The sequence below is a fragment of the Nonomuraea sp. NEAU-A123 genome, assembly GCF_018603905.1.
Taxonomy (GTDB): domain Bacteria; phylum Actinomycetota; class Actinomycetes; order Streptosporangiales; family Streptosporangiaceae; genus Nonomuraea.
Genome location: NZ_JAHFZZ010000003.1, coordinates 382,301 through 396,110 on the forward strand (window position 1 = coordinate 382,301; position 13,810 = coordinate 396,110).

Below are 13,810 nucleotides of genomic sequence, written 5' to 3' on the forward strand. Positions count from 1 at the left end.
AGGTTGCTGCTAGGGGGAGTCCTGGAGTATCGCGACCTGGATCGTCCCGGCGGCGTGCAGGCTGGTCAGGAGCGTCCAGTCGTCCGCCGGGTCCAGCCATACCTGAAGCTCCTCGGGGCCGCGCGGCCGGGGCAGTGACCCGGCCGGCTCGTAGAACGACGTGACCAGCACCAGCGGCACGGGCGCGACCCACTCCTCCGGAGCCGGCGGCACGTGCCTGCCGCTGAGCAGCACGGCCCGCTCCTCGGGCGTGCACTCCTCCAGCGGCCCGGCTGCGGCCAGCTCCGCCTGCGCCCTGACCTGGGCGTCCAGCGCGATCCGCTCGCGCGCCTCGCGTCGCTCCTCCGGAGTGCCGAGCGCGTCGTAGCCGGGCCTGAGCGCGCCGACCAGCGCGTCCGGCTCGTCCGCGTACGCCCGCGAGCCGCCGCCAGAGAAGATCATCTCGTACCTGTACAACGAGCCGTCGACCTTGACCGGCATGGCGGGCGGCCGGTCCGCCGCCGAGGTGTTGCGGATGACGACCGCCGCGCGGTTCGCTTCACTCATCGCCACCAGGGATCTTTCGGCTTCTCGTTCCATCGGGTGATCGCAAACAGGGCCGTGAGCTGCGCCTTGTCGGCCGCCCGGTGGTAGAGGTGGTCGGCCAGCTCCAGATAGGACGAATAGTCCAGGCGCTTGCGGTGCTCAGTATGGTTGCCGGCGACATCCTTGACGTCGTGGTTGAGCGGGAACTGGTCGTCGCCGAGCCGCAGCGCCAGCCCCACCGTTCCCAGCGCCAGTTTGATCTGCGTCTGGATGACGCCGGGGTCCAACGAGCCGTCGGGGAGGCGGACCTCCGTGTGGTCCGTCCGGCCGCCCTCGACCGATTGCACGTTGATCACGGATTCGCGCTCGAATTGCGAGCTCACCAGCTCGTCCAGTGTGACGTACCCGGCGGAGTCCAACATGTTGGGCTTACAGTAGTCGAGCCCCCGGTGGTGGCCCTGCTCTGGGTTCGTCATCAGCCGTAGGAACGTGTCGAAGTAGTTTCTGTTCACCAGCCTCAGCAGCCGCTGGTAGAAGGCGGGGATATGGTCGAACACGGAAGTGTCCACGTGGATGTGGCCCCCCGTGCTCCCCGTCGCCACGCCGCCGTGCGACTTGATGATCTCGCACACGAGCTGGATGCTTTCCCACGTGCGCGGCGTGTCGTACAGCGGTGGTGAGACGAGCTCTCCGGCGACCGATTCGTCCTGTTCCAGCCGCCAGCCGTTGTCGCCCTCGTAGTAGCCGCCGTCGTGGCCGGTGTGGTACGGGTGTGTCCACGGATCCCGAGTCAGCCCCGCGTCGTACAGGTCTCGGGCGATGGCCTGGTTGATCGCGTCCTGGTGCGGCTTGAGCGACTCGGGCAGGTCGTACTCTATCTCCCGGCCGAACTTGAACCCGGTCCCGGGCGCGGCCAGTCCGCCGGTGGCGTCCTCGGTCAGGTAGGGCACGACCGGCTCGCCGCGCTCCGCCCGCGCGAACGCCTCCGCGAGGTCGCGTTCGAACGCCTCGGGGTTCCACCGATAGGAGACCTCCGGTTCGCGGGGCCGGCTGTCCCAGGCGCGGGCGCGGGCCTCCAGCGCACGAGCGTGCTCCGCCTCCAGGTCGGAGACGAGGTCGCGGGCCCTCACCGTCGACGCGCCGGATGCGGCGGCGTCACGGGCGGCCCCCTGGCGGAGCTGGTCTGTGAGCGCCTCCTCGGCCAGGCGCATCAAGGTCGGCGTGAAGCGGTACGGCTCCTCCGCCGGCGCCCGGTAATAGGAGTTCAGCCGGTGGACGAGGTCGGCCCGGTCGGCGGCACCGGCCGGGTCCAGCCCGCGCTCCTCGGCCCCCCTGAACACGTGGGCCAGCCGCTTGACCGAGTGCTCCAGGCCGAGGTCGCCCGCCAGCTTCCGCAGGGGATCGAGGACCCACGCCGGGGCGTCGCCCTGCGCGCCCACGATCCGGTCCATGCGCGCCAGTGCATTCGTTTCGGGCTCGCCGAGCCTGGTCGCGTACCGGTCGGACACCCGCAGCCTTGCCCAGGTGTCCGGGGTGGTGTCCATGTATCCCCGCAGCGCCTCCAAGAGCGCCGCCCGGTCAGGAGCGCCTACCGGGTCGAAGCCGAGCCGCTGCGCGCGCTCGGCCACGTGAACGAGGCGGCCGACCCGGTCGCCGAGGCCCAGTTCGCGCGACAGTCCGAGCAGAGGGTCCAGCGGGGGACGCGGCGCGCCGTCGCCGACGATGACGCGGTCCATCCGGCCCAGGAGCGCAGCCTTCGCCGGGTCCAGGCTCGCGTCGGGGAATCGCTCGTCCATGACACGCACGTCCCAGCCGTCCATGTCGCGTTCGCGGTGCCGCGTGAGGCTCTCCACGAGCTCCGCGTGGGTCGCCGGCCGTTCCGGGAGGGCACCGTGCGTGTCCACCTCCACGAGCATCTCGGAGAACGTCCGGAGCGCGTGCGAGAATCCCGCCTCGGCCGCCAGGTCACGCAGCCGACCATCGGGCGCGACCGAGCGGAGCGCCCGGTCGGTACGGCTCATCGCCCGCGCGGCCGGGTCGCCGAGCCCGGCGATGACGTGCTCGTCCGCGATCCGCAGCCCGTCCCACAGCTCGGAGTCGTTCTCCCGGGCCCGCTCCAGCTCGCGCACCAGGTCGTGCCGCCCTGCCACGCCCTGGACGTCCACGCCCCTCGCCTCGGCGTCCAGGAACAGGCGCCCTAAGTGATCAAGCGAGTAGAGCCCGAGGTCCAGGTCGAACGTGAGGCTGCGAAGCTGGTTGACCCTGATCTCGCGCGTGGTGCCGTTGGTGGTGCCGATCGCCATGTCCATCTGGCCGAACGCCCGCGCGAGCCGGAAGGAGGGGCGCACGAGCTCCCCGTTGGCGAGCCACAGGCCGGGAAAAAGCAGTGGGTCCGTCTGCCGGAACAGCTCCAGCCGATCGACCAGGTCCAACCTGTCCGTCGCCCCGGCAGGATCGAATCCCTGCCGCTGCGCCTCGTCGAAGACGCGTACCAGCCCGTCGAAGGCGGCAGGCATGCCCATGCCACGCGACAGCTTGTGGACGTGGGTGATCATGTCTCTCATGTTGGGGTCTTGCATTGTGGAGGTCAGGGTGCGGGCCATCGTCCCCAAGGTATGCGCGAACGCCTCGTCCGGCACCTCGATCCGCAGCCTGCCCGCGATGCGGCGGCCCAAGGAGGTCACGTCGGGATCCAGGGGCGGCGGGGGTGCGCCGTCCCGGTTGATGAGCTGGTCGATGCGGCCCCTGCCCGTGCCGTCGCCGTCTGCGTGGTGAGCTCCGGCGGGCGCGCCCTCGCGCAGTGCGGGGGCCCCGTCATGGGCGTCGGAGGCGCGGGCCGGGGGCGTGGTGCGCTGGTCGCCCGCAGCGGAGTGGGGCTCGGTGTGCCGGTCACCGGCCGGCGGCGTGGTGCGCTGGTCGCCGGTGCGGGCGGGTGGGGTCTCGCGGACGCCTCCGGGCGGGGTGTCGCGGGCGCCGCCTCCGAGAGCGGTCTCCCCGCGGGCACCGGGGCGGGGAGCGGGCGGTTCGTGTGCCGTGCCGATGGGGACGACAGGCCCGTCCTGGGCCTGGCCGGTCCGGGGGCCGCCCGCGCCGTGCCTGTCACCGGTGCGTCCGGGGGCGCCCTCCTGCCCGTCGCCCACGCGTCCGGCGGCGAAGCCCTGCCCGTCGTCGGTCCGGTGCGCGGGGACGCCGCCGTGCCCGTCCGCGGTCCGCCCGGAGGCGACGTCCTGGGCGTGCGTCGCCAGCTCCGGAGCCGTGTTCACCGGATCCCGAGTCTGGTCGAGAGCGGCCGGGGATTGCGTCCTGTGGTCGGCGTCCTGCTGTGAGTCCGCCTGGTCGGGGCGGCCGTCCTGCGCGTCCGGGCCAGGCGGTGGCGGGGTGGGCGGCACGTACGGCGTGCGGAGCGGGAGGTCGTAGAGGGGCTGCGGGTGCCCTGGCGTGGCGTTCGACGCGCCGGATACGTGCCCCAGCACGCCCGCCTGGCCGTGCGCCACACCGGACACCTGGTGGACCGCCTGTCCGTCTGCTGGACCGAGCGCCGGGCGAGCGACCTGGCCGGTCGGCTGGGCGTTCCCGGCCAGACCGGGTGTGCCGTCGCCCGCCCGCGGGGCGACGCCGACGGGCTCGTGGGCGGGGCCGGGCAAGGCCCGTGTGCCCGTGGACGGATTCCCCCTGCCCTCCGGCGGCGCGTCAGGCGCGCGGACGGCCTCGCCCGTGATCACCCGCGCCTCGTGCGGACGAGCCTGCACGGAGCCGTCGTCCCCGGCCGGACGCGCGTCCCTCGGGCCGATCCGCTGCTCCGGCCCGCCCGGAGCCTGGGGCCTCTCACCGCTCAGCACCACCTGGGTCGGCTCGACGACCCGCCGCGGCTCGGAGCCGTCCGCGGTTCTGACCCCTGCGGCCTCTCCGCCCGGGCCGCGCCCCTGACCGTGCGTCAGATCGTGCTCCGGACCGGCGGGGTGCCCGCCGGAGAGCGGGTCCGGACCGGTGGGGTGCCGGGCGGAGGACAGGTCCGTGCCGGTGGACCGCCCGCCCGCGACCGGCTCGGCGCCGTGCACCAGGTCCGGCGTGTCGCCGGCCCCCAGTAACGCGATGTGGCCCGACGGAGGAGGGGCGGGCGGGGGAGGACCGGACGGGGAATGGCCCGACGGGACCGGCCCGGCCGTGAGCTCGCCGGCCGGCATGGGCATGTAGTGGGTCCGGGCGCTCAGCGGGATGTCGATGCCTCCGGCCGTGCCCGCCACGAACGAGTAGAACAGGTGCGCCGGGTCAAGCTGGTCGCTGAGGGCCAGCCCGGGTATCGATCCCACGGTGCCCGACACGCCGCCGACCAGCGCCCGCCCGTAGACGCTCTGCGCCATGGCCGCGATCTGGTCGCGCACCCCCAGCTCGGCCCGCGACACGATGAACACCAGCTCCCGGGTGGCCAGGCGCGACAGCCCGAAGTCGACCCCGGTGAACACCAGGCCGGTCAGCGCCCCGTTGCCCAGGGACAGCAGCAACGAGTCGAGGTCGAGCTTGTCCCGGTTGCCGAAGAGGAGCTGCGCCGTCTGCACGGCCAGGTCCAGGCCGCCCATCACCGCGGCGAAGCCCAGCATGTTCATCAGCAGCCGCCACTTGAGCGCCTGGATCGACATCCGGGTCATCAGCGTGCGCACCTGGATCAGCTTCAGCACTGACGGCCCGTACAGGTACACCCACACCAGCAGCCGGGCGATGGCCAGCGCGAGCAGCGCCAGCGCCGCGTACTGCATCCACTGGGTGTGCTCCATGTCCTCCGCGTGGTCGCGCAGCCGCCGGGCCTCCTCGCGGATGGCCTTCTCCACCCGCTTCAGCAGCGCGTCACCCTCCAGGTTCGCCAGCTGAGGCGCCGTCCGCCCGTCACCGGCGAGCAGGTTCAGGACCCGCTGGAACGCGTCCTTGGCGGCGCCGTCCCACTCCGAGCCCTTCAGGTAGCGCAGCACCGGCTCGGCGTCCTCGACGCATATGGCGGCCAGCTCGTCGGCCAGCGCCTCCAGCGCCTCGGCCTCCCGCACCAGCGCGTCCGGAACGGCCTCCGGGAACGCGCCGGCCGTCAGCGGCAACGCCAGATGCCTGACCAGCTCGGGGACCAACCCCAGATCCAGCCCCATCAGCCGGCTTCCCGGACCGTCAAGCGCCCGGCCCGCGCCGGTCGGCGCCCGGCAGGAACGACTCGAAGCTCGTGCCCTCGCCGAACAGATCCTCGAACGAGACGTCCTCGGCGACCATCGGCCCGGCCAGGGTCCTGAGCTCCGCGGAGACCTTTTGAGTGGCGATGGCGGCCTGCTCGACGACGCACGCTGCCAGCTCGGTGGGCGTCCGCTCGCGGTACACGCGGGGATCGAAGTCGACGGCCCGCAGCTCACCCCGGGGTCCGACGGTGACGGTGACCATCCCGTCGTCGGACTGCGCGGAGCCCGTCAGGTCGCGCACCTTGCGGTGCATCTCCTTGACCTGTTCGGTCTGCCGATCGACGTCCTGGACGAGTTGTCGGAGCAAATCCCATGAATCACTCATCGTCGCATCAACCCCACGAAGCCATCAGGACGCTCGCATACTATCGATCAAGTCGGTGAGTCAGGGAGGGTGCGGCCGGATGGAACTCGACGGCGCCAGCTACAGCGCCAGCCGGATCAAAGGGCTGGCGGGGGCGATGGGCGATCTCGCGGACAGACTGCGGGGCGTGGAAGACCGGTACGAGACGCACAAGGAGGCGGCCCGCAAGGCGCTCGGTGACGACGACTACGCGCGCGCGTACTGGCAGGTGAACGGGCAGCGGCTGGAAGCGATCGGCGCCGCCCTCAAGCTCCTCACCCAGGCCGCCCAGCGTGAGGAGGAGCGCCTCGGCAGCGCCTCCGCCACCTACCGCGCCACCGACGACGCCAACGGCTGAGCATCCCCAGATCCGAGGCGGGCCGGACTGATGCCGAAGGGCACTCGCCAGCACATGCTCTGATCTCAGGTCCGGAAATCGGGCCACGATCAGAAAGATCCCGATTCGCACCCCACCGATAATGACTCACCAAACAGAACTAGCCGAAGAGGCTCGCCTGGCCCGCGCCCACCGCCGGATCCCGGTGCCTTTTGAGGTGCCGCCAGCGCGGCAGGCCGTCCAGGTAGGACCACGACAACCGATGATGCTCCGTAGGCCCCAAGCGGGCCAACGCCTCCTGATGGACCGGTGACGGATAGCCGGCGTTGTCCGCGAAGCCGTACTCCTCGCAACCGATCGTCCCCATGTACGCATCGCGCCGTACCTTCGCCAGGACCGAGGCGGCCGCCACCGAGATGCTGGCCGAGTCGCCCTTGACCTCAAGGCGTACCGGCCACGGAGCGCCGATGTAGTCATGCGAGCCGTCGAGGATCAGCGCGTCGGGCCGCACCGGGAGCGCGGCCAGGGCGCGACGGGCGGCGCGGCGCAGGGCCTCCGTCATGCCGAGCTCGTCGACCTCCGCATGGGTGGCGTCGCCGAAGCCGATGCCGACCGCCCATGACTCCAGCGCGGCGGCCACCGTCCCGCGCTTGGCGGCCGACAGCTGCTTGGAGTCCGTCAGCCCGGCGGGCGGGTCCGACAGGTCGGTGATGACGGCGCATACCGTCACCGGGCCGGCCCAGGCGCCCCGGCCCACTTCGTCGAGGCCCGCGACCGTGGTCGTGCTGCGCTGCGCGAGCAGCAGGTGCTCGATGTCGTAGGAGGGCGCCATGGGCACCAGACGTTATCGCTCCGCGAGGCGTACCGGATCCAGATCGGCGGCCAGGTAGCGCGCCGCGACGTGGATGGCCCGCAGGGTCACCGACACCGACGGGCGGTGGACGCTGGAGCCGCGCGCGACGGCCCGCACCTCGCGGCCCACCGGGTTGCCGGCGAACTGGCGTACGGCGATGCCGCGGACGCCGGCGGCCAGCGCGAGCGCGGGCACGGCGGCGATCCCGATGCCCTTGGCGACCAGCGACAGGATCGTGCCCAGCCCCTCGAACTCCCACGGCGTCGGCCTGGTGCCGCCCACGTCCACGAAGAGCCGGTCGACCGCTAGGCGCGACGGCTCCCCGTCCGGGGTGGCCATCCACGGCTCGTCACGCAGCTCGCGCAGGTCCAGGGGCACCTCCGGGTCGGCCAGCCGGTGCTTGCGCGGCACCACCAGCACCAGCGGGTCGTACAGCAGCGGGAACGCCCGCAGGCTGTCGCTGTCGCCGACCCGCCCGTACCAGTCGTCCACGAGCGCGATGTCCACCTCGCCCGACTGCACCTCCCGCATGCCCCGCCCCGACCGGCTCTGCCCGAGCCTGAGCGTCAGCTCGGTGTGACGGCGCAGCGAGCGGGCGAGCGCGGGCGCGAACGCGACCGCCGCCGTGGGGAAGGCGGTCACCACCACCCGGCCGGACGGCGTCGCCGCGTGGGCCGAAAGGTCGGATTCGGCCTCCTCGACCATGGACAGGATGCGTTCGGCATGGGTCACCAGGCGGCGGCCCGCGTCGGTCAGCTCGGCGCTGCGCGCGGTCCGGTCGATCAACGCGGTTCCGGTCTCGCGTTCGAGGGCGACCAACTGCTGGGACACGGCCGAAGGACTGTATCCGAGTGACTCAGCGGTCGCCGCGATGCTGCCCCGACGGGCAAACTCGCAGATCAACACCAAACGCCGTAATTCGAGCATCGGACTTCCTTACGCCTACCCACAAAAAGCCTCGCTTGTGCTGATGCCTTCATCAAACCACGCTGGGAACGTGACAACCATGACGGTTACCCTCTCCGCCACGCTGGCGGCCAACGAAGAGATCGACCGAAGACGACGCGCCGGGGAACGGGTGCTGCACCTCGCCTTCGGTGAGGCCGGGCTGCCCGTCCACCCGGCGCTGCGCGACAAGCTGGTCGCCGCATCCGAACGCAACGGCTACGGGCCGGTCGCGGGCGCGGCCGACCTGCGGAGCGCGGCGGCGGGCTACTGGACCCGACGGGGGCTCTCCACCGACCCCGAGCTGGTCGTCTGCGGGCCCGGCAGCAAGTCCCTGCTGTACGGCGTGCTGCTGGCCATCGGCGGCGACATCGTCCTGCCCATGCCCAGCTGGGTCAGCTACGCGGCGCAGGCCGACCTGGTCGGCGCCCGCCCGATCCTGGTTCCGCCCCCCGCGGGACAGGGCGGCGTACCGGATCCGGAGCGGGTGACCTCGGCCGTGCTGCACGCTCGCGCTCAGGGCAGGACCGTCAGCTCGGTGCTCGTGACGCTGCCTGACAACCCCACCGGGCGCCTCGCGCCGCCGCAGACCATCCGGCGGCTGGTGGAGGTCGCCCGCGAGCTCGACCTGTACATCATCTCCGACGAGATCTACCGGGACCTGCTGCACGACCCGCTGCTCCCGTTCACCTCGCCCGCCGACCTGGCGCCCGAGCGCACGGTCGTCACCACCGGGCTCAGCAAGAGCCTGGCGCTGGGCGGCTGGCGGATCGGCGTGGCCAGGCTGCCCGACGAGGCGTACGACCTGCGCGCCAAAATGCTCGCGGTGGCCAGCGAGATCTGGTCCGCCCCGGCCGCTCCCGTGCAGGAAGCCGCCGCCTACGCCTTCACCGACCCGCCCGAGCTGGTCGAGCGCATCGTGCGGAGCCGGAGGCTGCACGGAATGCTCGCCCACGAGGTGCGGGACAGGTTCGTCGAGATCGGCGCCTCGGTGCCCACTCCCCAGGGCGGGTTCTACCTCTACCCGGACCTGAGCCACCTGCGGCTCGGCGGCTCGGCGGAGATCACCCGCCTCCTGCTCGACGACCACGGCATCGGCGTGCTGCCCGGCCACGCGTTCGGCGACGATCCCAGCGCCGCGCGGGTGCGGGTCGCGGTGAGCCTGCTCTACGGGGACACCTCGGAGGAGCGTCTGGCCGCACTGAACAGTCAAGATCCGCTCCAACTGCCGTGGATCGCGGCCAATCTCGACCTGCTGTCGATGGGCTTGACGGAGCTCTCCGCACAACGGCGGAGCCCGGTGCGTGAACGGCACCCGGCGCTCGTGCCGACGCCATGTCACAGTTAGGCGAAACTTTGTCCACGGGCCGGTGCGGTGACCCCGCAATCGGCCCGCTGAGCTGCATAAACACCCGAGTTGCAACAAGCTGCAAAGAATGCTGGACGAGTACTGTTCTCCCGCATACCAAGCAGCCTCCATCATGTGCTCATGCCCGCTCTTGTCACCCTGTCCGGGCGCCTCGTGCGCCTGGAACCTCTCAGCCTCGCGGTGATCGACGACCTCGTCGCCGCGGCGAGTGAAGACCGCTCCACGTATGCCTTCACCCGTGTCCCGGCCAGCCGGGACGAGATGGTCTCCTATGTGGAGGCCGCGCTGGCTGAGCAGGCGGAGGGCCGCACACTGCCCTTCGCCGTCCGGTGGCTGAACACCGACCGAGTCGTCGGTGCCACCCGTCTCATGCACCTGGAGTACTGGCAGGGCCCCATGCCCTGGCCGCCGGGTACGCGGAGCGCGGTAGGCGATGTCCCGTCCGTGGCCGACATCGGTTACACCTGGCTGGGCGCTTCCGCCCAGGGCACGGGTGCGAACCGGGAGAGCAAGTTCCTGATGCTCTCGCACGCCTTCGAGACGTGGAACGTCCACCGCATCACGCTCAAGTCAGACGTCCGCAACAACAGGTCGCTGGCCGCCATAGCCGCCTTGGGCGCGCATTTCGACGGGATACGCCGGGCGGAATGCAGGGGCGCCGATGACACCGTCCGAGATACGGCGTTCTACTCGATCCTGAACTCTGAATGGCCCGGGATTCGAGAACGGCTGGCCCAGAGGCTCGGCCTCGCCGAAGCAGCATAAGCACCGTCCGCCAAGGCCCCGCCGTACGGCGGGGCCTGTGTCTTGCGCCATATATGCCAGCGTCATGGCCGCCCCCGTGTAATTGGGGCCATGTCACTGTTGACTCTCAGGATCCATCGCCCGACTCAACGCTCGATTAACGACCGATCAACGCTTCGGTTAACGAATGGGCGGATGCCTATGTGTTGGGCAAGGATGGACCTATCATTTGGTAACAAATCTTTCCATTGCGTTGGAGACAGGCGACATGGCTGGTCAGAGCTTCGAAGGCGAGCTGAGGTTCGCCGTGCTCGGTCCCGTCCGCGCGTGGCACGATGGCAAGGAAATCGACCTGGGCACTCCGCTGCAGCGTTCCATTCTCGCCATGCTGCTCCTGCGGGAGGGCCGTGCGGTGACTCCGACCGAGATGATCGACGCGGTCTGGGGTGAGGAAGCGCCACCGAGAGCCCTCGGCGCCCTGCGTACGTACGTCTCCCGGCTGCGCACCGTCCTGGAGCCCGGCAGGGCCGCCCGCTCGCGACCCGAGCTGCTGACCTCCGTCGGCCGCGGATACGCGCTGCGGCTGCCCGAAGGATCGCTCGACCTGACCCGGTTCGAGCGCGGCACCCACGAGGCCGAGGCCGCGCGCCGGGCCGGCAAGCCGCGTGAGGCCGCCCAGGGTCTGCGGGCCGCGCTGTCGCTGTTCGAGGGCGAGCCGCTGGCCGGAGCCGTCGGGCCGTACGCCGAGCACCAGCGCGACCGGCTGGTCGAGCGCCGGATCAGCGTGGTCGAGACGCTCATGGACGTGGACCTGGAGCTGGGCGAGCACGCCGCGGTCGTCTCCGAGCTGATCGCGCTGACCGCCGAGCACCCGCTGCGTGAGCGCCTGCGCGCCCAGCTCATGCTGGCCTACTACCGGTGCGGCCGGCAGGGTGACGCGCTGGCCGTCTTCACCGAGACGCGCGAGGCGCTGATCGAGGAGCTGGGCATCGAGCCCGGCCCCGAGCTGACCACGCTGCACCAGCGCATCCTGGCCGCCGACCCCACACTGACCGTCGCCGAGGTGGCCGAGGAGGAAGGGCCGCGGGAAGAGGAGGAGCCGACGCTCCACCTGCCGCGCCCCGCGCAGCTGCCCGCCGCCGTGAACGACTTCACCGGGCGCATGGAGATCGCCGGGCGGCTGCGTACGCTGCTGGCCTCGCAGTCGGCCGCCGAGGGCGTGCCGGTGGCCGCGATCTGCGGGATCGGCGGGGTCGGTAAGACCACCCTGGCCGTGCACGTGGCGCACGCGGCCGGCGACCTGTTCCCCGACGGCCAGCTCTACGCCGACCTGCGCGGCTACACCGACGAGGCGACCGGGCCCGAATCGGCGCTGGGCGCGTTCCTGCGCGCGCTGGGCGTCCCGTCCGACGTCATTCCCGAGCGCCTGGCCGAACGGTCGGCGCTCTTCCGGTCCCTGCTCGCCGAAAAGCGCATCCTCGTGCTGCTGGACAACGCCCACGACGCCGAGCAGGTCACCCCGCTGCTGCCGGGCTCGCCGGGCTGCGCGGCCATCGTCACCAGCCGCCACAAGCTGGCCGATCTGCCCTCTGCCCGGCTGTTCGACCTGGACGTGATGGAGCCGGACGAGGCGCTGACGCTGTTCGCCTCGGTGGCCGGGCCCGAGCGGGTGGCGGCCGAGCGCGACGCCGCCATGGACGTGGTCGCCGCCTGCGGGTTCCTGCCGCTGGCCGTACGGATCGTGGCGGCCAGGCTGGCCGCTCGGCTCTCGTGGACGGTCGCCTCGCTGGTGCCCCGGCTGGCCGACGAGCAGCGCCGCCTCGACGAGATGCGCGTGGGCAATCTCGCGGTCGAGGCCACGTTCGCGCTCGGATACGGGCATCTGGACACCGCCCAGTCCCGCGCGTTCCGGCTGCTGTCGCTGCCCAACGGGCCCGACATCTCGGTCGGGGCGGCGGCGGCCGTGCTGTCGGCGAGCGTGTTCGACACCGAGGACCTGCTGGAGTCGCTGGTCGACGCCAGCCTGCTGGAGGCGCCCGCGCCGGGCCGCTACCGCTTCCACGACCTGCTCAAGCTGTTCGCCCGCCGGACGCTGGAGAAGACCGAACGGCCGCAGGCCCGCACGATGGCGCTGCGCCGGCTGCTCGGGTTCTACCTGGCCTCCGCCCAGTCGGCGCACCGGCTGGCGTATGAGGGCAGCATGATCGCCGACAACCTCCAGGTGGACGGCAGCGGGCTCTCGTTCAACTCCGTCGGCGAGGCCGTCGCCTGGCTGGTCGCCGAGGGCGACTCGCTGTTCGCCGCGATCAACCAGGCCGCCGCGACCGCCCGCGCCCCGGAGCCGCTGCTGCCCGCCGGCGACCTGCTGGTGGCCATGGAGCCGCTGCTGGAGTCCGGCACCCACACCCGCGAGTTCGACCAGGGCACGCGGGCCGTGCTGGCCACCGCCAAGCGCATCGGCGACACCGGCAGCGAGCTGCGTGCCCGTTACGTGCTCGGCCGGGTGCTGTTCGCCAGCAACCGGCTCAGGCAGGCCGAGGAGCAGTTCAGGATCGTGCACGAGCTGTCGGTCGAGCGCGGGGAGAAGGTCGTCACCGGTGAGGTGATGAACGCGCTGGCCGTCGTCGTGGGCCGGCAGCGCCGCCACGCCGAGGCGCTGACCTGGTTCGACTCGGCCATGCGCTGGTACCGCGAGAACGGCGTACCGGCCGGCGAGGCGCTCGTGCTCAGCTACTCGGCCCGCGACCACCTCGGCCTCGGCCGCCCCGAAGACGCGATCGCCGCGGCGGAGAAGGGCCTGGCCATCTTCACCGAGATCGGCAGCGGCGCCGGCACCGCCCGCGCCCGCTACCACCTGGGCATCGTCCTGTCGCGGGTGGGCCGCATCACCGAGGCCGTCCACCACCACGCCGAGTGCCTGGCCTTCTTCCGCGCCAGCAAGCAGCGGGTGTGGGAGCAGCGGGTCTGCTCCCGCCTCGCCGAGACGTTCATCGCCGCGCAGCGCTACCCCGACGCCGTACGGCACGCGGAGCAGGCCCTGGTGGTGTCGAGAGAGATCGGCCATCCCTATGGCGAGGCGCTCTCGCTGATGGTGCTCGGCGAGGCGCTCAAGGGCATGGGCAGCGCCACGAGGAGCCTCGACTGCCTACGGCAGGCCTTCGAGATCTTCTCGATGCTCGGCGCCCCCGAGGCGGAGGACCTCAGGGCCCGTCTCGGCATCGCCCCGGTCGTCGATCCTGCTGTCGGTCCCGTTGTCGAGCCCGTCGTCGAGCTCTGAGTACAGCTCGTCGTCCAGACGTGTCATCCACACATGGTTGATCAAGGCTGTCCCTTTGGGAGTCACGGAGCCCCCGTGATCCATACTGTGCCGCGATTGCTAGCCCGGCCGGCCATCTGACCGTCACGCGTCGCTAGGGGGCCCGGTTTTCCGGATGCTCCGCGTAACGGCTAGCCGCCTCACATCGACGACCGGCCGGACCCG

General features: G+C 71.7%; 9 protein-coding genes. 4 read left to right on the top strand and 5 right to left on the bottom strand.

Annotated features, from left to right (window positions below; translation table 11 throughout):
* Positions 1-9: 9 nt before the first annotated feature.
* Genes KLK06_RS59720 through KLK06_RS10030 form a run of 3 tightly spaced genes read right to left on the bottom strand, consistent with a single transcriptional unit; the run spans position 10 to position 6,063 of the window.
* A complete protein-coding gene (locus KLK06_RS59720; RefSeq protein ID WP_250905166.1) occupies positions 10-546 on the bottom strand; it encodes a hypothetical protein in 537 nt (178 codons plus the stop codon).
* A complete protein-coding gene (locus tag KLK06_RS10025) occupies positions 543-5,657 on the bottom strand; it encodes an amidoligase family protein (protein WP_214635071.1) in 5,115 nt (1,704 codons plus the stop codon). Before KLK06_RS10025 ends, KLK06_RS59720 begins: the two co-directional genes overlap by 4 nt.
* A gap of 19 nt (positions 5,658-5,676) precedes the next feature.
* Entirely contained in the window at positions 5,677-6,063 is a 387-nt protein-coding gene (locus tag KLK06_RS10030; RefSeq protein WP_214635072.1) for a YbaB/EbfC family nucleoid-associated protein, read from the bottom strand.
* Positions 6,064-6,142: 79 nt separating this feature from the next.
* Between KLK06_RS10030 and KLK06_RS10035 the strand changes: the two genes are divergently transcribed.
* Positions 6,143-6,439: a hypothetical protein gene (locus tag KLK06_RS10035; RefSeq protein ID WP_214635073.1), complete on the top strand. Its 297-nt coding sequence runs from the start codon at positions 6,143-6,145 to the stop codon at positions 6,437-6,439.
* 139 nt (positions 6,440-6,578) lie between these two features.
* Here KLK06_RS10035 and KLK06_RS10040 read toward each other — a convergent pair whose 3' ends face one another.
* Both KLK06_RS10040 and KLK06_RS10045 read right to left on the bottom strand, forming a co-directional pair.
* Entirely contained in the window at positions 6,579-7,250 is a 672-nt protein-coding gene (locus KLK06_RS10040) for a ribonuclease HII (RefSeq protein WP_214635074.1), read from the bottom strand.
* Positions 7,251-7,262: 12 nt separating this feature from the next.
* Positions 7,263-8,198, bottom strand: a complete 936-nt coding sequence (locus KLK06_RS10045) for a LysR family transcriptional regulator (protein WP_214635075.1) — start codon at positions 8,196-8,198, stop codon at positions 7,263-7,265.
* 79 nt (positions 8,199-8,277) lie between these two features.
* Between KLK06_RS10045 and KLK06_RS10050 the strand changes: the two genes are divergently transcribed.
* The 3 genes from KLK06_RS10050 to KLK06_RS10060 all read left to right on the top strand — a co-directional run bounded on the left by KLK06_RS10050 (position 8,278) and on the right by KLK06_RS10060 (position 13,606).
* Positions 8,278-9,564, top strand: coding sequence for a pyridoxal phosphate-dependent aminotransferase (locus tag KLK06_RS10050; protein WP_214635076.1), 1,287 nt, complete (start codon positions 8,278-8,280; stop codon positions 9,562-9,564).
* A gap of 141 nt (positions 9,565-9,705) precedes the next feature.
* The gene (locus KLK06_RS10055) at positions 9,706-10,350 is read left to right on the top strand and encodes a GNAT family N-acetyltransferase (protein WP_214635077.1); all 645 of its coding nucleotides are present in this window, start codon (positions 9,706-9,708) and stop codon (positions 10,348-10,350) included.
* A 247-nt stretch (positions 10,351-10,597) separates the two neighbouring features.
* Positions 10,598-13,606: an AfsR/SARP family transcriptional regulator gene (locus KLK06_RS10060; RefSeq protein ID WP_214635078.1), complete on the top strand. Its 3,009-nt coding sequence runs from the start codon at positions 10,598-10,600 to the stop codon at positions 13,604-13,606.
* Positions 13,607-13,810 lie beyond the last annotated feature (204 nt).